Origin of the sequence: Citrobacter sp. LUTT5 (assembly GCF_009905315.1) — a bacterium.
Taxonomy (GTDB): domain Bacteria; phylum Pseudomonadota; class Gammaproteobacteria; order Enterobacterales; family Enterobacteriaceae; genus Citrobacter; species Citrobacter freundii.
Genome location: NZ_CP047606.1, coordinates 4,188,062 through 4,211,495, shown reverse-complemented (window position 1 = coordinate 4,211,495; position 23,434 = coordinate 4,188,062). Strand labels below are relative to the sequence as shown.

Sequence of the window (23,434 nt, the reverse complement as noted above, 5' to 3'; positions counted from 1 at the left end):
GCAGCCGGACTGTGACTACAGTTTCAACATATTACGATACTGCCCGCCTTCGCGGATAAATACCGGAATTCTGTTCAGGGGAGCGTCATAGCGCAGCGTTTGTCCTCCCTGATAGCTCTCGCCGGTTGCAAGATCCGTCCATGTTTCACCTTCCGGTAGCCAAACGTCACGCTCGCGCATACCTTCAAGCATGACGGGCGCAACCAGCAGGTCGGGGCCAAAACAGTACTGGTCGGTAATCTCCCAACTCCTTGTCTGTTCTGGGAATTCAAAAAACAGGGTGCGCATAACCGGGGCATTGCGTTCGTGTGTTTCCGCCATCACCGCTTTGATGTACGGCCTTAACTTTTCTCGCAACGTCAGACAGCCGGTCAACACTTCGCACACCTCTTCACCATAGCTCCACACTTCGTTTGCCGCCCCGGTCGGACACTGGGCAATACCGTCACGGTAAGGATGTTCTGGTAAAATCTGCGGATCGCGGTTGCCGTGCAGGCGCATCACTGGGCTAAACACGCCCCACTGGAACCAGCGAATCAGCAACTCATGAAAGTGTGGGTCGTGAATATTGCCGCCATGAAAGCCGCCAATATCTGTTGTCCACCACGGGATACCTGCAATACCCATGTTCATCCCGGCGGCAAACTGATTGCGCAGAGAACGAAACGATGAGTGGATATCACCTGACCAGACCAGCGCGCCGTATTTCTGACTTCCGGCCCAGGCGCAGCGTAGCAGGTTGATAACCTGGTCTTCGCCATCGGCTTTCATGCCGTCAAAAAAGGTTTTGGCGTACATTCGCGGGTAGATATTGCCCACTTCCAGCACCGGTCCGGCGTGGTAGCGATAATTATCGTAGTCGTAAACGCTGAACTCCGGCTCGGCTTCGTCTAGCCAGAAGAGCTTCACGCCTTTATCGTAATAGTTGCGTTTTGCTTTACCCCAGACGTAGTCGCGAGCGTCGGGATGGGTGGCATCAAAGAAAGTGGTATTGCCGAGGAAATCCATATTAATCGGCAATCCGCGCTCTGTTTGCACCAGCCAGCCGTTTTCGCGCATCTCCCGATAGCTCTCGGTTCGGCTATCCACAGTTGGCCAGACGGAGACCATTAGCTCAATACCCAGCGATTTTAGCTCGGCGATCATGGCATCGGGATCGGGCCAGTCCCGCGAGTCGAACATCCAGTCCCCCTGATTTGGCCAGTGGAAGAAATCGATCACGATTACCGAGATGGGGAGATTGCGCCGTTTGTACTCGCGGGCGACGGCGAGCAACTCCTCCTGAGTGCGATAACGTAACTTGCACTGCCAGAAGCCCATGGCGTAATCCGGCATCATCGGCGGCGTGCCCGTGGCGAGCGCATACGCCCGGCTAATTTCTGCCGGGGTATCGCCAGCGGTGATCCAGTAGTCCAGCTGCTCGCTGATTTGAGCTTCCCACTCGGTCACGTTGTGGGCGAATGTCACGCGGCCGACCGCCGGATTGTTCCATAAAAATCCGTAGCCCAGGCTTGAGAGCATAAAGGGCACCGAGGCCTGAGAGTTGCGCTGGGCCAGTTCGAGCACGCATCCTTTGAGATCCAGATTGGCCTGCTGATATTGGCCCATGCCGTAAATTTTTTCCCCTTCGGTGGCTTCGAAGCGGGCTTTAAGTGAATATTTCCCACCCTGAATAGGGCGGAATTCGCGTCCCTCAAGGTTGAGTGCGCTGACGTACTGGCCGTGAGAAGATTCATCCTCGCCAATTTCGCCCCGCAGGCGCCAGAACTCCTGCAACAAGGGTTTGTGTGGATGACGGTAAAAGGTAACTTGTCCTTTTTGATTGACGATAGCGATAATTTTGCCGTTGGTCATTGTCGCCTGGTGGTGCTCATAATCGATGTGGCAGTGGCTTTCTGCGACTGGCTCAGTCAATGCCCAGTCTTCATTTCTCATTACCGGCAGATGACGACCACTGCGTACGCGCAGGCTGTTCTCGCCCCAGGGTTCAATCCACAAATAGCGATCGTTTTGCTGCCAGACCAGACGACGCGGGTCATGTTGCACAAATGGCATGGTGGTGCCTCCCATATTTTGAGGGTAAAGATTAAGAAAGTTATTGGGTGATGGTTTCCAGATCGTGGCGAATCGTCTCTTCCATTGCTTCGTACTTACGGAAGAAAAGTAGCGGGATCGCCGCGAGTGCGAAGAGTAGGGCGGGCGCCCAGATAAAGGCCCAGGTAATGCCTTCCAGGCCCGCAGCGCTTTGGGCATGGTTCGGGACATAGCCAAAACTGTTCATGATCCAGGCGGCGAAAGCGGTACCCAGACCACTGCCCATCTTGATGCAGAAAGTACTGCCGAAGGCGATAAGAATGCCCGTGGCCTTGATGCCCGTTTTCCAGGCACCGAAGTCGACGGCAAAGCCCAACATGGCAAACGGCATTGAGCAGGCGATTCCGCTACCGATATTGCCGAGCACCCAGGCCGCGATGAGGAAAGGTATGTTGTCCGCCGCCAGCCACATCAAGACGCCGCCGAACGTGGCGACCAGCAAGCCTCCTACCCATATCCAGGTTTTAGCCAGGAATTTGCTAAAGAAAGGGATGGCGATGATGAACAGGATCTGAATCGTCGCCAGACTGTTAATCAGCGGAACCAGGTCTTTGCGATCGAGGTTGTAGGTCAGATAATAAACAATGGTTGTGGACCGCTGTTGCAGGGCAATCCAGAAGATCAGATTGGCCAGCACCATCAGGATCCATGGCCAGTTACCTTTCATTGCCGTGAAACTTTTTTTCATCGGCAGTTTGGGTTCTTGCTGTATTTTATCCGCATCCATTTCGCGGATATTTTTAAAGGCGAAAAGCGTTAGCGAACAGGATATCGCAGCAAACAGAATCGCCGTGTAAATAAATCCGGCATGATCATTTCCGTTACCTAAAAATGCAACCAGGGGTAATGCTGTGGCATTCATTAATAAAACCCCGATTTGTCCCCCGGTCATTCTCCAGGAATTTAATATCAGCCGTTCCTTAGGGGACAGAGTCATTAGAGGTAATATTGCGCTGAGCGGTGTATTGAGTCCGGTAAATAAAATGCTGGCAATCATGTAGGATATTGCTGCATATATGGCTTTTCCTGTCATGCTGATATCTGGAGACCAAAATGACAGCGCGCTGAATACACCAAAAGGCAGCGGCAGCCATAAGAACCAGGGACGACATTTACCGTAACGTGAACGTGTTTTATCGATAATGATACCCCAGATTGGGGCATCTATACCATCTACGATACGCGCCAACAGCAGGATGACACCTGCTACGGCGAGACTAATACCCGCAACGTCAGTGTAGAAATATAAGATGTAGGTTGAGCCGAAACAGTACAGTAGATTACCTGCCACATCCAAAGAGCCGTAGCTAATACGCTGTAGTAAAGATAATGATGCTGACCCGCAAGACTGGGTATCCTCAATAACAGAACTCATAATAATAACTCCGATATTGGTGCGATACGCCCAGAAAAACAACTTTTACTTTCCAAGCAAGTTTTAAATATTATTTTTTATGTCGTTACTGAATTTAACCTCAGATTAAAATGAGTGAGTAAGGTGTACATGGAAAGTAGTTGACCCTACCGCAGCAATCAATTATCAAATCTTACATCAGGATTGCGTTTATTCGTTTTTGAATGAGAGATGTTTCTATTTGCTAAGGTGGTCACAGTTTTTTTAATAATGAAATAAAAAAAGGAAAACAGTGAAAGAAAATAACTTTCAAGTATTACGCGACGCGACTAACTAAGGGAGGGATAGCTGAAAAAACAGGCTGGTCAGGAAGAGTGTGGGCGAGCGAGAACAACATCCGTGGCTGAAGAGAAAAACGCCAGATAGCAGGCATAAAAAAACCCGCTTGCGCGGGTTTTTTCACAAAGCGTCGACAAGCAGGCGATTAAGCCAGTTTGTTGATCTGTGCAGTCAGGTTTGCTTTATGACGTGCAGCTTTGTTTTTGTGGATCAGACCTTTAGCAGCCTGACGGTCCACGATTGGTTGCATTTCGTTAAATGCTTTCAGTGCAGTAGCTTTGTCGCCAGCTTCGATAGCTGCGTATACTTTCTTGATGAAAGTACGCATCATAGAGCGACGGCTAGCGTTGTGCTTGCGGGCCTTTTCAGACTGAACGGCGCGCTTCTTAGCTGATTTGATATTAGCCAAGGTCCAACTCCCAAATGTGTTCTATATGGACAATTCAAAGGCCGAGGAATATGCCCTTTTAGCCTTCTTTTGTCAATGGATTTGTGCAAATAAGCGCCGTTTAAATTCCAGCACTCGTTGCGTAGTGATGGCGCAGGATTCTACCAGCTTGCGTGGCGTGAATACAGCTTTTCGACGAGAAAAATTGCATTGGTGTGCCCGTGAAGGGCGTCAATTTGTTTCATAACAATGAAAACCATCCTCTTTCTGTTTCGTAGAAACAATCGCCGGTTAACCTTGACCGCGGTACAGGGTATACTTTCACGATTTTCACTGTTTTGAGCCAGACATGAAGCTGATACGAGGCATACATAATCTCAGCCAGGCCCCGCATGGGTGTGTGCTGACTATTGGTAATTTCGACGGTGTGCACCGTGGCCACCGTGCGTTGCTGCAAGGCTTACGGGAAGAAGGGCGCAAACGCAATTTACCGGTGGTGGTAATGATTTTCGAGCCACAACCGCTGGAACTGTTTGCGACGGACAAGTCACCTGCGCGCCTTACCCGCCTGCGGGAAAAACTGCGTTATCTGGCCGAATGCGGTGTGGACTATGTGCTGTGTGTGCGTTTTGACAGGCGTTTCGCCGCATTAACGGCGCAGACCTTCATCAGCGACCTGCTGGTGAAGCGCCTTGGTGTACAATTTCTTGCCGTTGGCGATGATTTCCGCTTTGGCGCTAGCCGTGCGGGCGATTTCTTGTTATTACAGGAAGCGGGCGCTGAGTATGGTTTTGATATCACCAGCACCCAAACCTTCTGTGAAGGCGGTGTGCGTATCAGCAGCACCGCAGTACGTCAGGCGCTGGCCGAAGATAACCTGCAACAGGCCGAAAGCCTGCTTGGGCATCCTTTTACTATCTCAGGACGCGTCGTTCACGGTGATGAGTTAGGGCGTACCATCGGTTTTCCGACGGCAAACTTACCGCTTCGTCGTCAGGTTTCTCCGGTGAAAGGTGTTTATGCGGTTGAAGTGATGGGACTGGGTGACAAACCGTTGCCCGGCGTCGCCAACATCGGCACCCGCCCGACGGTAGCAGGCGTACGCCAGCAGTTGGAAGTGCATCTATTGGACGTTGTAATGGACCTGTATGGTCGCCATATAGATGTAGTACTGCGTAAAAAAATACGCAGCGAACAGCGATTTGCCTCGCTGGATGAACTAAAAGCGCAGATTGCGCGTGATGAGTTGACTGCCCGTGAATTTTTTGGGCTAACAAAACCGGCTTAATGCCTATACGAGTTTTAAATACGGAACCGAGAATCTGATGAGTGACTATAAATCAACCCTGAATTTGCCGGAAACAGGGTTCCCGATGCGCGGCGATCTCGCCAAGCGCGAACCGGGAATGCTGGCGCGTTGGACTGATGATGACCTGTACGGCATCATTCGTGCGGCCAAAAAAGGCAAAAAAACCTTCATTCTGCATGATGGCCCTCCTTATGCGAATGGCAGCATTCATATTGGTCACTCGGTTAACAAGATTCTGAAAGACATTATCGTGAAGTCCAAAGGACTCACGGGCTATGACTCGCCGTACGTTCCGGGCTGGGACTGCCACGGTCTGCCGATCGAGCTGAAAGTAGAGCAGGAATACGGCAAGCCGGGCGAGAAGTTCACCGCTGCTGAGTTCCGCGCCAAGTGCCGTGAATACGCTGCTACGCAGGTTGACGGTCAGCGTAAAGACTTTATCCGTCTTGGCGTACTGGGCGACTGGTCGCATCCGTACCTGACCATGGACTTCAAAACCGAAGCCAATATCATTCGCGCGCTGGGTAAAATCATTGGCAACGGCCATCTGCATAAAGGTGCGAAGCCGGTGCACTGGTGCGTTGACTGCCGTTCCGCGCTGGCGGAAGCGGAAGTTGAGTATTATGACAAAACCTCCCCGTCCATCGACGTGGCGTTCCACGCTGCCGATCAGGATGCGGTGAAAGCGAAGTTTGGCGTTTCTGACGTCAACGGCCCGATCTCACTGGTTATCTGGACTACCACCCCGTGGACGTTACCGGCGAACCGCGCAATCTCTCTGGCACCTGATTTTGACTATGCGCTGGTGCAGATTGACGGCCAGGCTGTGATTCTGGCGAAAGATCTGGTTGAAAGCGTCATGCAGCGTATTGGCGCGGCTGAATACACCATTCTCGGCACAGTGAAAGGCGCTGAGCTGGAACTGCTGCGCTTTACCCATCCGTTTATGGGCTTTGACGTGCCGGCTATCCTTGGCGATCACGTTACGCTGGACGCGGGTACCGGTGCGGTCCATACCGCTGGCGGTCACGGTCCGGATGACTACGTCATCAGCCAGAAATACGGTCTGGAAATCGCTAACCCGGTTGGCCCGGACGGCGCATACCTGGCGGGTACCTATCCGGATCTGGACGGTGTGAACGTCTTTAAAGCCAACGACAAAATCGTTGCGCTGCTGAGCGAAAAAGGCGCGCTGCTGCACGTTGAGAAGATGCAGCACAGCTACCCATGCTGCTGGCGTCACAAGTCACCGATCATCTTCCGTGCGACCCCGCAGTGGTTCGTCAGCATGGATCAGAAAGGCCTGCGCGCGCAGTCGCTGAAAGAGATCAAAGGCGTACAGTGGATCCCGGACTGGGGCCAGGCGCGTATTGAATCGATGGTTGCCAACCGTCCTGACTGGTGTATCTCCCGTCAGCGTACGTGGGGTGTGCCGATGTCTCTGTTTGTTCACAAAGACACCGAAGAGCTGCATCCGCGCGCTATCGAACTGATGGAAGAAGTGGCTAAACGCGTTGAAGTTGACGGCATCCAGGCGTGGTGGGATCTCGATCCGAAAGATATCCTCGGCGACGAAGCTGACCAGTATGTCAAAGTCCCGGATACGCTGGACGTGTGGTTCGACTCCGGTTCAACCCACTCATCCGTCGTGGATGTGCGTCCTGAGTTTGCGGGCCATGCGGCAGATATGTATCTGGAAGGTTCTGACCAGCACCGTGGCTGGTTCATGTCTTCCCTGATGATCTCCACCGCCATGAAAGGCAAAGCACCTTATCGCCAGGTACTGACCCACGGTTTCACCGTTGATGGTCAGGGCCGTAAGATGTCCAAATCTATCGGTAACACCGTTTCTCCGCAGGACGTGATGAACAAACTCGGCGCGGATATTCTGCGTCTGTGGGTTGCTTCTACCGACTATACTGGCGAAATGGCCGTTTCTGACGAAATCCTGAAACGTGCTGCCGACAGCTATCGTCGTATCCGTAACACCGCGCGCTTCCTGCTGGCGAACCTGAACGGGTTCGATCCGGTTAAAGACATGGTGAAACCGGAAGAGATGGTGGTGCTGGATCGTTGGGCGGTAGGTTGTGCGCAAGCGGCGCAGGACGAAATCCTGAAAGCCTATGAAGCCTATGACTTCCACGAAGTGGTACAGCGCCTGATGCGCTTCTGCTCCGTAGAAATGGGTTCGTTCTACCTCGACATCATCAAAGACCGTCAGTACACCGCGAAAGCGGACAGCGTGGCGCGTCGTAGCTGCCAGACTGCGCTGTTCCATATTGCAGAAGCGCTGGTTCGTTGGATGGCGCCGATCATGTCCTTCACCGCCGATGAAATCTGGGGCTACCTGCCGGGCGATCGTGAGAAGTACGTCTTTACCGGTGAATGGTACGAAGGTCTGTTTGGCTTAGGTGAAACCGAAGCGATGAACGATGCCTACTGGGACGAGCTGCTGAAAGTGCGCGGCGAAGTGAACAAGGTTATCGAGCAGGCGCGTGCGGATAAGAAAGTCGGCGGTTCTCTGGAAGCGGCAGTGACCCTGTACGCTGAACCTGAGCTGGCGGCGAAACTGACCGCGCTGGGTGAAGAGTTGCGTTTTGTACTGCTGACCTCTGGTGCGACGGTTGCGGATTATGCGGCTGCTCCTGCTGATGCTCAGCAGAGCGAACTGCTCAAAGGTCTGAAAATCGTACTGAGCAAAGCTGAAGGTGAGAAATGCCCGCGCTGCTGGCATTACACTACCGACGTCGGCCAGGTGGCGGAACATGCAGATATCTGCGGACGCTGTGTCAGCAACATCGCCGGTGATGGCGAACAACGTAAGTTTGCCTGATGAGTAAGCCTCTTTGTTCAACAGGACTACGCTGGCTGTGGCTGGTGGTAGTCGTGCTGATTATCGATTTAGGCAGCAAGTACCTGATCCTCCAGAACTTTGCTCTGGGGGATACGGTGTCGCTGTTTCCGTCGCTTAATCTGCACTACGCGCGTAACTATGGTGCGGCGTTTAGCTTCTTAGCTGACAGCGGCGGCTGGCAACGTTGGTTCTTTGCCGGTATCGCTATCGGTATTTGCGTCATCCTGATGGTGATGATGTATCGCTCGAAGGCGACGCAGAAGCTGAACAACATCGCGTATGCGTTAATCATTGGCGGTGCGCTGGGCAACTTGTTTGACCGCCTGTGGCACGGCTTCGTGGTTGATATGATTGACTTTTACGTCGGCGACTGGCATTTCGCGACCTTCAATCTGGCCGATACAGCTATCTGTATCGGGGCGGCATTGATTGTTCTCGAAGGCTTCCTGCCGTCGAAAGAGAAAAAAGCCGCATAAAAAAATGCCGGATGGCGCTATGCTAATCCGGCCTACAATTTACTGCGATCCTTGTAGGCCCGGTAAGCGTAGCGCCACCGGGCAGACAGGCGGCAGCAATTTTAAAGAGCAACCTGCATGTCTAAATCAGTACAGAGTAACAGTGCGGTGCTGGTGCACTTCACCCTTAAGCTCGACGATGGCTCCACCGCAGAGTCAACCCGCAATAACGGCAAGCCTGCGCTGTTTCGCCTGGGCGACGGTTCTCTGTCTGAAGGACTGGAGCAACACCTGCTGGGGCTAAAAGAAGGCGATAAAACCACCTTTGCTCTGGAGCCGGATGCCGCCTTTGGCGTATCAAGTCCGGACTTAATTCAGTATTTCTCGCGTCGGGAATTTATGGACGCGGGCGAGCCAGAAATTGGCGCTATCATGCTCTTTACCGCAATGGACGGCAGTGAGATGCCTGGCGTGATCCGTGAAATCAACGGTGACTCGATCACGGTTGATTTCAACCATCCGCTGGCTGGGCATACCGTTCATTTTGATATTGAAGTGCTGGAAGTCGAACCGGCACTGGAGGCGTAAAATGCAGATCCTGTTGGCCAACCCGCGCGGTTTTTGCGCTGGCGTAGACCGCGCTATCAGCATTGTCGAAAACGCGTTGGCTATTTACGGCGCACCGATTTATGTCCGTCATGAAGTGGTACATAACCGTTATGTGGTGGATAGCCTGCGCGAGCGCGGCGCTATTTTTATCGAGCAAATCAGCGAAGTGCCGGATGGCGCGATCCTGATTTTCTCCGCTCATGGCGTGTCTCAGGCGGTGCGTAACGAAGCCAAAGGCCGCGACCTCACGGTTTTTGATGCAACCTGTCCGCTAGTCACGAAAGTGCATATGGAAGTTGCCCGCGCCAGCCGTCGTGGCGAAGAATCCATTCTGATTGGTCACGCCGGACACCCGGAAGTCGAAGGCACGATGGGCCAGTACAGCAACCCGCAAGGCGGAATGTATCTGGTTGAATCACCAGATGATGTGCTGAAACTGAATGTGAAAAATGAAGGCAAATTATCCTTCATGACGCAGACCACGCTCTCCGTTGACGATACTTCTGACGTTATTGATGCTTTGCGTCAACGCTTCCCGAAAATTGTCGGACCGCGTAAAGACGATATCTGTTATGCCACCACCAACCGTCAGGAAGCGGTTCGCGCGCTGGCGGAACTGGCTGATGTTGTGCTGGTGGTCGGCTCGAAGAACTCCTCTAACTCCAACCGTCTGGCTGAACTGGCACAGCGAATGGGGAAAGCGGCGTATTTGATTGACGATGCGACCGACATCCAGGAAGCGTGGGTGAAAGAGGCGAAGTGCGTAGGCGTGACGGCCGGAGCCTCGGCGCCGGATATCCTGGTGCAAAACGTGATTGCTCGCCTGCAGGAGCTTGGCGGTGAGGAAGCTATTCCGCTGGAAGGCCGCGAAGAGAACATCGTTTTCGAAGTGCCGAAAGAGCTGCGTGTGGATGTTCGTGAAGTAGAGTAAGTCTTTCCGGTTACGATTATGAGAAGATGCCAGACTTAACGTCTGGCATTTTTTTATGGAGAAACCATGCGCTTACCGATCATTCTTGATACCGATCCCGGCATTGATGATGCCGCCGCCATTGCCGCCGCGCTGTTTGCCCCTGAGCTGGATCTGCAACTGATGACCACGGTAGCAGGCAATGTGTCGGTGGAAAAAACCACCCGTAATGCGTTGCAACTGCTGCACTTCTGGAATGCGGATGTTCCACTGGCGCAGGGAGCATCGATGCCGCTGGTGCGGCCGCTGCGTGATGCCGCTTCCGTGCACGGCGAGTCCGGTATGGAAGGGTATGAATTTGTCGAACACGACCGCCAGGCGATGGCAAAACCCGCCTTCCAGGCGATTCGCGATGCGCTGATGCATGCCCCGCAGCCCGTGACGCTGGTGGCAATTGGCCCGCTGACCAACATTGCGCTGCTGCTGACCCATTATCCTGAATGCGTATTCAACATTCACCGTCTGGTGATTATGGGCGGCTCTGCCGGGCGCGGGAACTTCACACCCAACGCCGAGTTTAATATTGCTATCGATCCCGAGGCTGCCGCAAAAGTCTTCCAGAGCGGGCTGGATATTGTGATGTGTGGGCTGGATGTTACTAACCAGGCCATGCTCGCCCCGGACTATCTGGCGACGCTCCCCCAGCTTAACCAGACGGGAAAAATGCTGCACGCGCTGTTTAGCCATTACCGTAGCGGCAGTATGAATACGGGGCTGCGAATGCACGATCTGTGTGCCATTGCCTGGCTGGTGCGCCCGGAACTGTTTACCCTGCAGTCGTGTTTCGTGGCGGTTGAAACCCAGGGCGAATATACCTCAGGTACGACGGTGGTGGATATCGAAGGACGTCTGGGGCATCCAGCAAATGCGCAGGTTGCGCTGGGTCTGAACGTTGAAGGTTTCCAGCAGTGGGTGGCAGAGGTGCTGACACTGGCCCCTTGATCTCCGCGCTTTATAACCCGATGACGCTGCTTTTTCCGTGGCGTCATGCCTTTTACTGATATCTCTGCCTGTTTATCATTAAATTCTAATTATCGACGTTTTCGGCTGGCGGTGCAGCGTTGCGCTGGTTAATCTGAAAACGATTTACGTAAAATTAACAAAAGAGAATAGCTATGCATGATGCACAAATCCGCGTTGCCATCGCGGGAGCCGGAGGACGCATGGGGCGTCAGTTGATTCAGGCCACTCTCGGCATGGAAGGCGTACAGCTGGGCGCGGCGCTGGAGCGCGAAGGTTCCTCCTTATTAGGAAGCGATGCCGGAGAGTTAGCGGGAGCCGGGAAAACGGGCGTTACCGTACAAAGTAGCCTTGAAGCGGTGAAAGATGATTTCGATGTTTTCATCGATTTTACCCGCCCGGAAGGCACGCTGACGCATCTGGCGTTTTGCCGCCAGCACGGTAAAGGGATGGTGATTGGCACCACCGGCTTTGATGACGCGGGTAAACAGGCTATTCGTGATGCCGCGCAGGAGATTGCTATCGTTTTCGCCGCGAACTTTAGCGTCGGCGTGAACGTTATGCTTAAGCTGCTGGAGAAAGCGGCGAAAGTGATGGGCGATTACACCGATATTGAGATTATTGAAGCCCACCACCGCCATAAAGTTGATGCGCCGTCAGGTACTGCGCTGGCGATGGGCGAGGCGATTGCCGGGGCGCTGGATAAAGATCTGAAAGACTGCGCAGTCTATTCGCGTGAAGGTTACACCGGCGAGCGCGTACCGGGCACGATCGGCTTTGCCACGGTGCGGGCGGGGGATATCGTTGGTGAGCATACCGCGATGTTTGCTGATATTGGCGAGCGTATTGAGATCACGCATAAAGCGTCCAGCCGCATGACTTTTGCGAACGGCGCGGTGAGATCGGCAATTTGGCTAAAATCAAAGTCAAATGGTCTTTTTGATATGAAAGATGTGCTTGATTTACGTAATTTATAGCTTTTACTACCCTTCGTGATGTGGTTATTGTAATCATAATTATTTGATTGCATGGGGCAATATTTTATTGCCCTTTAATTTTTATCTTTTGAATATATTTTTTCTTTTAAATGAGTTTTTGTATATGTTTTGTTGGGTTTTTATGTTACCTCAATGTAAATTTTGACCAAATGGTCCACTTTTTTCTCTCCCGCATTCTTTTTTTACACTCTTTGCCTACCGCAAGCGTTTTCCACCACAAGTTAGCTGATCTTTTTGCCTGTTAAATCGTGTGATTTATCCCAGTGGCGCAAAATAATAATAAAAATTACCCTTTTGGGTAGACTTTTACGTGGGCTATCTCTAGAATGCCGCCGTTTGCCAGAAATCCATAGGTAAGCAAATTTGCATTGATTCATGAGGTGTTAATGAATTAATATGCAAATAAAGTGAGTGAATATTCTCTGGAGGGTGTTTTGATTAAGTCAGCGCTATTGGTTCTGGAAGACGGAACCCAGTTTCACGGTCGGGCCATAGGGGCAACAGGTTCGGCGGTTGGGGAAGTCGTTTTCAATACTTCAATGACCGGTTATCAAGAAATCCTCACTGATCCTTCCTATTCCCGCCAAATCGTCACTCTTACTTATCCTCATATCGGTAATGTCGGCACCAATGAAGCCGATGCAGAATCTTCACAGGTACATGCGCAAGGCCTGGTCATCCGCGACCTGCCGCTGATTGCCAGCAACTTCCGCGATACCGAAGACCTCTCTTCTTACCTGAAGCGCCATAACATTGTGGCGATTGCTGATATCGATACTCGTAAGCTGACGCGTTTGCTGCGTGAAAAGGGCGCACAGAACGGCTGCATCATCGCGGGCGATAACCCGGATGCGGCGCTGGCACTGGAAAAGGCAAAAGCTTTCCCTGGCCTGAACGGTATGGATCTGGCGAAAGAAGTGACCACCGCGGAGCCTTATAGCTGGACGCAGGGTAGCTGGACGCTGGCGGGTGACCTGCCGGAAGCAAAATCTGCCGATGAACTGCCGTTCCACGTTGTGGCTTACGATTTCGGCGCTAAACGTAACATTCTGCGTATGTTAGCGGACCGCGGCTGCCGCCTGACGGTTGTACCGGCGAAAACCTCAGCAGAAGACGTTCTGAAGATGAATCCGGACGGTATCTTCCTGTCCAACGGCCCTGGCGACCCGGCGCCGTGCGACTACGCGATTACCGCGATTCAGAAATTCCTCGAAACCGATATTCCGGTATTTGGCATCTGCCTCGGCCATCAGCTGTTGGCGCTGGCGAGCGGTGCGAAGACCATTAAGATGAAGTTTGGCCACCACGGCGGCAACCATCCGGTAAAAGATATTGATAACAACACCGTGATGATCACCGCGCAGAACCACGGTTTTGCTGTAGATGAAGCCTCCATGCCTGCCAACCTGCGCGTGACCCACAAGTCACTGTTCGACGGCACTTTGCAGGGGATTCATCGTACCGACAAACCGGCATTCAGCTTCCAGGGGCACCCTGAAGCGAGTCCGGGGCCGCACGACGCTGCACCGCTGTTCGACCACTTTATCGAGTTAATTGAGCAATACCGTCAGTCCGCGAAATAATCAGGAGTAAAAGAGCCATGCCAAAACGTACAGACATAAAAAGTATCCTGATTCTGGGCGCGGGTCCGATTGTTATCGGTCAGGCGTGTGAGTTTGACTATTCCGGCGCACAGGCGTGTAAAGCCCTGCGTGAAGAGGGTTACCGCGTTATTCTGGTGAACTCCAACCCGGCAACCATCATGACCGACCCGGAAATGGCCGATGCCACCTACATCGAGCCGATTCACTGGGAAGTGGTACGCAAAATCATTGAGAAAGAGCGCCCGGATGCGGTGCTGCCAACCATGGGCGGTCAGACGGCGCTGAACTGTGCGCTGGAACTGGAGCGTCAGGGCGTGCTGGCTGAGTTCGGCGTGACCATGATTGGTGCCACGGCTGATGCGATTGATAAAGCAGAAGACCGTCGTCGCTTTGATATCGCGATGAAGAAAATTGGTCTCGACACCGCGCGCTCTGGTATCGCCCATACCATGGAAGAAGCACTGGCGGTTGCTGCTGACGTGGGCTTCCCGTGCATTATCCGCCCTAGCTTCACCATGGGCGGCACCGGCGGCGGTATCGCTTATAACCGTGAAGAGTTCGAAGAGATTTGCGAACGCGGTCTGGACCTTTCCCCAACCAACGAGCTGCTGATTGATGAATCGCTGATTGGCTGGAAAGAGTACGAGATGGAAGTGGTGCGTGATAAAAACGACAACTGCATCATCGTCTGCTCCATCGAAAACTTCGACGCGATGGGCATCCATACCGGTGACTCCATCACCGTAGCACCTGCCCAGACGCTGACCGACAAAGAATATCAAATCATGCGTAACGCCTCGATGGCGGTACTGCGTGAAATCGGCGTGGAAACCGGCGGTTCTAACGTCCAGTTTGCGGTAAACCCGAAAAACGGTCGCCTGATTGTCATCGAGATGAACCCGCGCGTATCCCGCTCCTCGGCGCTGGCGTCCAAAGCTACCGGCTTCCCGATTGCGAAAGTCGCCGCCAAGCTGGCCGTAGGTTACACCCTCGACGAACTGATGAACGACATCACCGGCGGCCGTACTCCGGCCTCGTTTGAGCCGTCCATCGACTACGTTGTGACGAAAATTCCACGCTTCAACTTCGAGAAATTCGTTGGTGCTAATGACCGTCTGACCACGCAGATGAAATCTGTTGGTGAAGTGATGGCGATTGGCCGCACCCAGCAGGAATCGCTGCAGAAAGCGCTGCGCGGTCTGGAAGTGGGCGCGACCGGCTTCGACCCGAAAGTCAGCCTGGACGACCCGGAAGCGCTGACCAAAATCCGTCGCGAACTGAAAGACGCTGGCGCTGAGCGTATCTGGTACATCGCCGATGCCTTCCGTGCTGGCCTGTCCGTCGATGGTGTGTTCAACCTGACCAACATCGACCGCTGGTTCCTGGTGCAGATTGAAGAGCTGGTGCGCCTGGAAGAAAAAGTCATTGACCTTGGCATCAACGGCCTCGACGCTGACTTCCTGCGCGTACTGAAGCGCAAAGGCTTCGCTGATGCGCGTCTGGCAAAACTGGCCGGCGTTCGCGAAGCGGAAATCCGCAAACTGCGTGACCAATATAACCTTCACCCGGTCTACAAGCGCGTGGATACCTGTGCGGCAGAATTCGCGACCGACACCGCTTATATGTACTCCACTTATGAAGATGAGTGTGAAGCGAATCCGTCCGTCGACCGCGATAAAATCATGGTGCTGGGTGGTGGTCCAAACCGTATCGGTCAGGGCATTGAGTTCGACTACTGCTGCGTACACGCCTCTCTGGCGCTGCGCGAAGACGGTTACGAGACCATCATGGTCAACTGTAACCCGGAAACCGTCTCTACTGATTACGACACTTCCGACCGCCTGTACTTCGAGCCGGTCACGCTGGAAGACGTACTGGAAATCGTGCGCATTGAGAAGCCGAAAGGCGTCATCGTACAGTACGGCGGCCAGACCCCGCTGAAGCTGGCGCGTGCGCTGGAAGCGGCAGGTGTACCGGTAATCGGCACCAGCCCGGATGCCATCGACCGCGCGGAAGACCGTGAGCGTTTCCAGCAGGCGGTTGACCGTCTGAAGCTGAAGCAACCGGCGAACGCTACCGTAACGGCTATCGAACAGGCTGTTGAGAAGGCGAAAGAGATTGGCTACCCGCTGGTGGTGCGTCCGTCGTATGTTCTCGGCGGCCGCGCGATGGAAATTGTCTACGACGAAGCCGACCTGCGTCGCTACTTCCAGACTGCGGTCAGCGTTTCTAACGATGCGCCGGTACTGCTGGACCGTTTCCTTGACGATGCGGTTGAAGTGGACGTGGACGCTATCTGCGACGGCGAAATGGTGCTGATTGGCGGCATCATGGAGCACATCGAACAAGCGGGCGTACACTCCGGTGACTCCGCATGTTCTCTGCCAGCGTACACCCTGAGCCAGGATATTCAGGATGTGATGCGTCAGCAGGTGCAGAAACTGGCCTTCGAACTGCAGGTTCGCGGTCTGATGAACGTTCAGTTTGCGGTGAAGAATAACGAAGTTTACCTGATTGAAGTGAACCCGCGTGCGGCGCGTACCGTTCCGTTCGTCTCCAAGGCAACTGGCGTACCGCTGGCGAAAGTTGCGGCGCGCGTGATGGCCGGGAAAACACTGGCACAGCAGGGCGTAACCAAAGAAGTTATCCCGCCGTACTACTCAGTAAAAGAAGTGGTGCTGCCGTTCAACAAATTCCCGGGCGTTGACCCGCTGTTAGGGCCAGAAATGCGCTCTACCGGGGAAGTGATGGGCGTGGGTCGTACCTTCGCGGAAGCGTTCGCCAAGGCACAGCTGGGCAGCAGCTCCACCATGAAAAAACAGGGGCGTGCGCTGCTCTCTGTTCGCGAAGGCGATAAAGAGCGCGTGGTTGACCTGGCGGCGAAACTGCTGAAGTTTGGTTTTGAGCTGGATGCAACGCACGGCACGGCGATTGTGCTGGGCGAAGCGGGTATCAATCCACGTCTGGTGAATAAGGTGCATGAAGGGCGTCCGCACATTCAGGACCGTATCAAGAATGGCGAGTACACTTACATCATAAACACCACCGAAGGTCGTCAGGCGATTGAAGACTCTAAGCTGATTCGCCGTAGCGCCCTGCAGTACAAAGTGCATTATGACACTACCCTGAACGGCGGTTTCGCGACGGCGATGGCGCTGAATGCCGATGCCACTGAGAAGGTGACCTCGGTGCAGGAAATGCACGCGCAGATCAAAAAGTCATAAACAAAGAGTCCGGTGATAATTGCGTTAACCGGACCTGCAATATAATCTTGAAAGGGTTTCTGTAAAGAAACCCTTTTTTTATCTCTCGTAAGGTCATTCCTGGCCAAATGCAGTTTCATAACCACATTTTCAATGTAATAAGCACGATATTGCTCACACTAATCAACATTCAAGTCGCATACTATCTTTTATATCCACAATTTTAATATGGCTTAGTTTTTATTAATTTGGACAGGCCGTAGCCAGATTTTTAATTTGTGAAATGGTGTGCTTATGTGTGAAAAATATGTTGAAAGACCGCTTTATTTGTTAATTGCTGACTGGATGATGGCTGAAGATCGTTGGATCACCGCAAAGGAAATTTCCCGCCATTTTGATATTGAACACTGCAAAGCAATTAATACGCTCTCTTATATTCTGTCGGAAGTGGGAGAAATTGTTTGTGAAGTTAAGATGATCCCTAATCAGATTGCAGGCCGGGGCTGCCAGTGCCAGCGTCTGGTAAAAGTCATCAGTATTGATTCTCACCTCTACAACCGATTGAGCCACAATTTGCAGGAAAAAAAGGTGAGTGTGGCGAAAACGCCGCGGCTGTCTGCCGTTCCCCCAACAGAGCTCAACCGTGAGCAGAAATGGCAGATGATGCTCTCCAAGAGTATGCGTCGCTAATTGTCAGTTGCCTGATGGCGGTATAAACGGTGGTTGACGCGTAGGCCGGATAAGCGTGAGCGAATCCGGCATCAATTACTGTGCTGATTTGGGTTTTACGTCCGTCGTGCCTTTCAGGCGCGGCCGGTGTTCTTCGACTTGCGTTAATGGCTGCGTTTCGCGTAAACCTGTCCGGCAGCGGACCGCAAGATCCTGATACTCTTTGGTGTTTAACCGTTTCCAGTGCAGCTCCTGGTCCGTGACTTCACGCAATACGCGAGCAGGTGAGCCCACCAGCATCTGCCTTGCCTCCCCCTGAAATCCGGCTTTGACAAAGCTCATGGCGGCGACAATGCTCTCTTCACCAATCACTGCGCCGTCCATAATGACGCTGTTCATGCCGATCAGCGCGTCCCTGCCCACCACGCAACCGTGCAGGATTGCGCCATGGCCGATATGCCCATTCTCATGCACGATGGTGTCAGTGTCGCAATAACCGTGCATGATGCAGCCATCCTGCAAGTTAGAACCTGCCTCCAGAATCAGGCGACCATAGTCACCGCGCAGTGAGGCATGCGGGCCGACGTAGACGCCAGCCCCCACGATCACATCACCAATCAACACAGCGCTGGGATGAACATACGCCTCTGGATGCACTACCGGAATCAGGCCTTCAAAGGCGTAATAGCTCATCTGTTATCAGCGTCCTTTCCACACCGGATCGCGTTTTTCCGCAAACGCCTGCGGTCCTTCGAGCGCATCTTCGGAGTGCAGCACTGACGGATAGTGCTTCAGCACGCCGCTGCGGATGTAGCGGTAGCCTTCTTCTACCGGCATTTCGCTGGTCGAACGGTAAATCTCTTTCAGCGCGGCGATCGCCAGCGGGGCGCTATTCACTAGCTGCTGCGCCAGTTCGCGCGCACTATCCATCAGTTCGCTCTGGCTGACAACGCGGTTGACGATACCCCAACGCAGCGCTTCTTCGGCACTCATTCGTCTGCCGGTCATCATCATTTCGTTGACGATAGCCGGTGGCAGTAGCTTCGGCAGACGCAGAACGCCTCCGCTGTCAGGTACGATCCCGAGCTTGGCTTCCGGTAGCGCGAAGCTGGCATTTTCCGCGCAGACGATAAAATCCGCCGCCAGCGCTAATTCAAAACCACCGCCAAACGCATAGCCGTTTACAGCAGCGATGACCGGTTTATTAAGGTCGAAAATTTCGGTTAAACCGGCAAAGCCGCCTGGGCCAAAATCGGCATCCGGCGCTTCACCTTCAGCCGCTGCTTTTAAGTCCCAGCCCGCAGAAAAGAATTTCTCACCGCCGCCGGTGATTATCGCTACGCGTAATTCCGGGTCATCACGAAAATTAAGAAACGCTTCACCCATGGCAAAGCTGGTTTTGGCATCAATGGCATTGGCTTTAGGCCGGTCGAGGGTAATTTCCAGAATCGGGCCGTTACGGGTCAGATGTAATGATTCACTCATAGTTCATCTCCAGATAAATAGATTTCCCGGCAGGAGGAATTCCTACCGGGAGGGTTATTTCAGATTTTTTTTGATTATTTTTCCTGAACAATTGCGCGGCAGGTCGGTTCTTATCTCCATAAACGAGGGAACCTTGAATTTCGCCATATTGTTTTCGCAGAAGCTGAAGAACTCGGCTTCGCTTAATGTTTCACCTTCATTAAGGACGATAAACGCTTTAATGGCTTCATCACGGATTGAATCTTTAATACCGACAACCACAATGTCCTGAATTTTCGGATGCGCAGAAATAATATTTTCCAGCTCGACGCAGGAGACATTTTCTCCGCCGCGTTTAATCATGTTGCAGCGTCTGTCGACGAAATAAAAATAGCCATCCGCATCCTGATAGCCCGAATCTCCGGTATGTAACCAGCCTTCAGGTTCCAGCGCTTTGGCGGTAGCCTCCGGCTGGGCATAGTACTCTTTGAAGATTGTTTTGCCCGGCACGCCTTTAATACAGATTTCGCCAATTTCTCCGGCGGGCAGGGGACGGTTGTGATCGTCACGGATTTCGGCTTCATAGCTAAATCCCACGCGGCCAATGGAGGGCCAGCGTCGTTTGTCACCGGGACGGTCGCCGATAATACCGACGATGGTTTCAGTCATACCGTAGGAGGTCAGCAGCCTGACGCCAAAGCGTTCGGTAAAGGCGTCTTTTTCCTGTGCGGATAAATTGAGATAGAACATTACCTCGCGCAGGTGATGCTGTCTGTCGGTTGGCGCGGCAGGTTGTACCATCAGCGTTCTGATCATCATCGGAATGCATTCGGTAACCGTCGCCTTATATCTATGCACCTGATTCCAGAACGCCCTGGCACTGTACTTCTCTAGCAGCACAAAGGTGCTGCCAGCGGAGAATGCGGGCATTGCGGCGGTACACTGACAGTCGATATGAAAAGCGGGCATCACCGTCATGTAGACGTCATCATCGCGCAGAGCGATTTGCCAGGAAGTGTAGTAGCCTGCAAAACGCAGGTTGTAGTGGGTAATCACCACCCCTTTAGGCCGTGAAGTGGTGCCTGAGGTAAACAGAATTTCCGCCGTATCGTCAGTGGATAACGCGGGCGTATAACACAGCGTAGTCGACTGGCGGGATTGCAGTTGGGTAAAGTGGCTCACGCCGTCGTCAACCGGAAGCTGTTCGCCAATCAGACAGATATGATTAAGCGGTGTGGTATTTTCCAGCCGTATCTGGCGGTACATAGGATAAAACTGGGCGCTGGTGACCAGCAGACTTACCTGGCTGTTTTGCAGGATCCAGGCACTTTCTTCGCCCAGTAAGCGGGCATTAATCGGTACCATAATGGCGCCAATTTTTGCCAGCCCAAACCAGCAAAAAATGAATTCCGGACAGTTATCCAGATGCAATGCGACCTTATCGCCCTTGCGGATCCCTAAGGAATGGAACAGGTTTGCCGTGCGGTTAATCTCTTCATTGAGCGAGGCATAGCTAAACTGCCGAACGACTCCTTCGCAGGATTCGAAAATTAACGCCGTTTTATCTCCGTACACCCCGGCCAGGTCGTCCCACATCTGACGTAAGTTTTGTCCGCCAACGATGTCCATATTGCTTTATCCACTGAAATCAGGCGTGAGCGCTAACCAATGAGCGGTCAGCGCGTCGCGTTTATTCCTCAACTCTGGCCAGGCCTTTGCCGACCAGCTCATTTATGTCTGCTTCGCTATAACCAATGTTTTTCAGAATGGCGGCAGTATCCATGCCATGTGACGGCATGCCACGCCAGATTTTCCCCGGGTTGTTTTTAAATTTCGGCATGATGTTTGGCCCTTTGCAGGTGCGGCCATCCATTGTTTGCCACTGAGTAATGGATTCACGAGCAACGTACTGCGGGTTGCCTTCCAGTTCCGGAATGGTCAGCACCTTCGCGCAGGCGATATTCAGCTCAGCAAAACGCGCCTGGACTTCGGCGATGGTGTGTGTTGCCAGCCACGCGTCCAGTTTCTCTTCCACGAGCGGGCCGTAAGGGCATTCCACGCGATGGATAAGCTGGGTGCCTTCCGGTACTTCCGGTGTGCCAAGAATGTGGGCGAGGCCAATATCTTTGAAGCACTCGTTGATTTGCGTGATGCCGACCAGCTCCATGACGATATAGCCATCGGCGCATTTATACAGGCCGCAGCCAGCGTAATACGGGTCTTTGCCTTTGGTCATGCGTGGGCAAATTTCGCCGCCGTTGAAGTAATCCATCATGAAATACTGACCCATGCGCAGCATCACCTCGTACATGGCGATATCGATGCTTTCACCTTTACCCGTTTCGCGGACTTTGTGCAGAGCCGCCAGCGCCGCTGTCGTTGCGGTCATCCCGGAGAAGTAATCGGCGGTGTACGGAAAGGCTGGCATTGGCTGATCCACGTCACCGTTTTGGATCAGATAGCCACTGAACGCCTGTGCGATGGTGTTATACGCCGGAAGATTGGTGTACTCCTCGGTACCAAACTGGCCGAAGCCGGAAAGGTGGGCGATAACCAGTTTCGGGTTATGTTCCCACAGCACTTCATCGGTAATACCGCGGCGGGCAAAGGCCGGGCCTTTACTGGCTTCAATGAAAATATCGGTGGTTTCCATCAGCTTCAGAAACGCTTCCCGGCCTTCATCTTTGAAAATATTCAGCGACAGGGCATGCAGATTACGGCGTGATAGCTGCGGATAGTTAGGTTGCACGCGGATGGTATCGGCCCATGCGACGTTTTCAATCCAGATAACCTCAGCACCCCATTCGGCGAACATCTGTCCGGCGAACGGACCGGCAATTTCGATCCCTGAAAAGACAACGCGTACCCCGGAAAGCGGGCCGAAGGATGGCATTGGTAAATGATTCATCATTTTTCTCCTGGCATTTTTTTGTAGGCCCGGTAAGCGCAGCGCCACCGGGCATATTGCCGGATGGTGGCGTAAACACCTTATCCGGCCTACGAAACGAACGAATCAACGGTATTGCTTCAATACCGCACGACCCAACGTCAGGATCTGCATTTCGTCAGAACCACCAGAAACACGGTCAACGCGCAGGTCACGCCAGAAGCGCGTGATGCGATGGTTACCCGCGATACCCACGCCACCCAGCACCTGCATGGCGGTGTCTACCACCTCAAATGCCGCGTTGGCACAGAAGTATTTGCACATGGCCGCGTCGCCCGAGGTAATAGTGCCGTTATCCGCTTTCCATGCGGCTTCCAGCAGCATGTTTTTCATGGAGTTCAGTTTGATCGCCATGTGCGCGAACTTCTCCTGAATCAGCTGGAAACGGCCGATCGTTTCGCCAAACTGTACGCGTTGGTTGGCATAACGCGCTGCGTCTTCAAAAGCGCACATTGCCGTACCGTAGTTGGTCAGTGCGACGAGGAAGCGTTCATGGTCAAACTCTTCTTTCACGCGGTTGAAGCCATTACCTTCCCGACCGAACATGTCTTTCTCGTCCAGTTCAACGTCATCAAAGGTGATTTCACAGCAGCTATCCATGCGCAGACCGAGTTTCTCCAGTTTGTTGACCTTGATACCCGCCTTGCTCATGTCAACAAACCACTCGGTATAAACAGGTTTATCCGGCGATGCACCATCTCTCGCCATCACTACGATGTACGGGGTATAGGCGCTACTGGTGATAAAGCACTTACTGCCATTAAGATAAACCTTACCATTTTTGCGTGTATAAGTGGTTTTCAGACTGCCAACATCCGATCCCGCTCCCGGTTCTGTGATCGCCGAGTTCCACATCTGCTTACCGGTCCCCTGGAACGCCATGATTTTATCAATTTGCTCTTGGGTACCTTCACGCAGAAAAGTGTTAAAACCGCCAGGTAATTGGTACAACACGTAAGTCGGTGCGCCAAGACGTCCGAGTTCCATCCAGACGGCGGCAACGGTGACAAAACCGGCTTCCAGCCCGCCGTGTTCTTCCGGGATCAACAGGCTATCGATGCCCATATCCGCCAGTGCTTTTACAAAACGCTCAGGGTAGACGCTGTCGCGATCGCACTCGGCAAAATAAGCTTCCCAGTTCTCACTGGCCATCAGTTCACGAATACCGGCGACAAACAGTTCCTGCTCGTCATTTAAGTTGAAATCCATCTTTCAGC

18 protein-coding genes and 1 pseudogene are annotated in these 23,434 nt (G+C 53.0%); 11 read left to right on the top strand and 8 right to left on the bottom strand.

Annotated features, from left to right (window positions below; genetic code table 11):
* Positions 1-15 precede the first annotated feature (15 nt).
* The 3 genes from GUC46_RS20200 to rpsT form a co-directional block, all read right to left on the bottom strand.
* Positions 16-2,055, bottom strand: a complete 2,040-nt coding sequence (locus GUC46_RS20200; protein WP_103798170.1) for a TIM-barrel domain-containing protein — start codon at positions 2,053-2,055, stop codon at positions 16-18.
* Positions 2,056-2,095: 40 nt separating this feature from the next.
* The gene (locus GUC46_RS20195) at positions 2,096-3,469 is read right to left on the bottom strand and encodes an MFS transporter (protein ID WP_088903374.1); all 1,374 of its coding nucleotides are present in this window, start codon (positions 3,467-3,469) and stop codon (positions 2,096-2,098) included.
* A 463-nt stretch (positions 3,470-3,932) separates the two neighbouring features.
* Positions 3,933-4,196 (bottom strand): 30S ribosomal protein S20, encoded by a 264-nt coding sequence (gene rpsT, locus GUC46_RS20190; RefSeq protein WP_003018940.1) that lies wholly within the window; start codon positions 4,194-4,196, stop codon positions 3,933-3,935.
* Between the two features lie 117 nt (positions 4,197-4,313).
* Here rpsT and GUC46_RS24135 point away from each other — a divergent pair.
* The 11 genes and pseudogenes from GUC46_RS24135 (at position 4,314) to caiF (ending at position 17,827) form a co-directional block, all read left to right on the top strand.
* Positions 4,314-4,517: pseudogene (locus tag GUC46_RS24135) on the top strand (DUF2575 domain-containing protein).
* A gap of 7 nt (positions 4,518-4,524) precedes the next feature.
* Positions 4,525-5,463: a bifunctional riboflavin kinase/FAD synthetase gene (ribF, locus tag GUC46_RS20180; RefSeq protein WP_003845657.1), complete on the top strand. Its 939-nt coding sequence runs from the start codon at positions 4,525-4,527 to the stop codon at positions 5,461-5,463.
* Between the two features lie 37 nt (positions 5,464-5,500).
* A complete protein-coding gene (ileS, locus tag GUC46_RS20175) occupies positions 5,501-8,317 on the top strand; it encodes an isoleucine--tRNA ligase (protein ID WP_016149528.1) in 2,817 nt (938 codons plus the stop codon).
* Complete coding sequence (gene lspA / locus GUC46_RS20170) at positions 8,317-8,814, top strand: signal peptidase II (protein ID WP_003018932.1); 498 nt, start codon at positions 8,317-8,319, stop codon at positions 8,812-8,814. The genes ileS and lspA overlap by 1 nt, the downstream gene beginning before the upstream one ends.
* A 117-nt stretch (positions 8,815-8,931) precedes the next feature.
* On the top strand, positions 8,932-9,381 hold the full coding sequence (gene fkpB / locus GUC46_RS20165; protein WP_003018929.1) for an FKBP-type peptidyl-prolyl cis-trans isomerase: 450 nt from the start codon (positions 8,932-8,934) through the stop codon (positions 9,379-9,381).
* 1 nt (position 9,382) lies between these two features.
* A complete protein-coding gene (gene ispH / locus GUC46_RS20160) occupies positions 9,383-10,333 on the top strand; it encodes a 4-hydroxy-3-methylbut-2-enyl diphosphate reductase (RefSeq protein ID WP_088902758.1) in 951 nt (316 codons plus the stop codon).
* A 66-nt stretch (positions 10,334-10,399) separates the two neighbouring features.
* On the top strand, positions 10,400-11,314 hold the full coding sequence (gene rihC / locus GUC46_RS20155) for a ribonucleoside hydrolase RihC (RefSeq protein WP_046670915.1): 915 nt from the start codon (positions 10,400-10,402) through the stop codon (positions 11,312-11,314).
* 173 nt (positions 11,315-11,487) lie between these two features.
* The gene (dapB, locus tag GUC46_RS20150; protein WP_003018920.1) at positions 11,488-12,309 is read left to right on the top strand and encodes a 4-hydroxy-tetrahydrodipicolinate reductase; all 822 of its coding nucleotides are present in this window, start codon (positions 11,488-11,490) and stop codon (positions 12,307-12,309) included.
* Positions 12,310-12,764: 455 nt separating this feature from the next.
* Positions 12,765-13,913: a glutamine-hydrolyzing carbamoyl-phosphate synthase small subunit gene (gene carA / locus GUC46_RS20145; RefSeq protein WP_003018918.1), complete on the top strand. Its 1,149-nt coding sequence runs from the start codon at positions 12,765-12,767 to the stop codon at positions 13,911-13,913.
* Positions 13,914-13,930: 17 nt separating this feature from the next.
* A complete protein-coding gene (gene carB, locus GUC46_RS20140) occupies positions 13,931-17,158 on the top strand; it encodes a carbamoyl-phosphate synthase large subunit (protein WP_003845679.1) in 3,228 nt (1,075 codons plus the stop codon).
* 273 nt (positions 17,159-17,431) lie between these two features.
* Positions 17,432-17,827, top strand: a complete 396-nt coding sequence (gene caiF / locus GUC46_RS20135) for a carnitine metabolism transcriptional regulator CaiF (protein WP_003018912.1) — start codon at positions 17,432-17,434, stop codon at positions 17,825-17,827.
* Positions 17,828-17,902: 75 nt separating this feature from the next.
* Here caiF and caiE read toward each other — a convergent pair whose 3' ends face one another.
* The 5 genes from caiE to caiA form a co-directional block, all read right to left on the bottom strand.
* Positions 17,903-18,499: a carnitine operon protein CaiE gene (gene caiE / locus GUC46_RS20130; protein ID WP_003845681.1), complete on the bottom strand. Its 597-nt coding sequence runs from the start codon at positions 18,497-18,499 to the stop codon at positions 17,903-17,905.
* Between the two features lie 6 nt (positions 18,500-18,505).
* Complete coding sequence (gene caiD / locus GUC46_RS20125; protein WP_003845683.1) at positions 18,506-19,291, bottom strand: crotonobetainyl-CoA hydratase; 786 nt, start codon at positions 19,289-19,291, stop codon at positions 18,506-18,508.
* 54 nt (positions 19,292-19,345) lie between these two features.
* Complete coding sequence (gene caiC, locus GUC46_RS20120; protein WP_003845685.1) at positions 19,346-20,899, bottom strand: crotonobetaine/carnitine-CoA ligase; 1,554 nt, start codon at positions 20,897-20,899, stop codon at positions 19,346-19,348.
* 61 nt (positions 20,900-20,960) lie between these two features.
* Positions 20,961-22,178 (bottom strand): L-carnitine CoA-transferase, encoded by a 1,218-nt coding sequence (caiB, locus tag GUC46_RS20115; protein ID WP_003837364.1) that lies wholly within the window; start codon positions 22,176-22,178, stop codon positions 20,961-20,963.
* Between the two features lie 105 nt (positions 22,179-22,283).
* Positions 22,284-23,426 (bottom strand): crotonobetainyl-CoA dehydrogenase, encoded by a 1,143-nt coding sequence (caiA, locus tag GUC46_RS20110; protein WP_003018898.1) that lies wholly within the window; start codon positions 23,424-23,426, stop codon positions 22,284-22,286.
* Between the last annotated feature and the right edge of the window lie 8 nt (positions 23,427-23,434).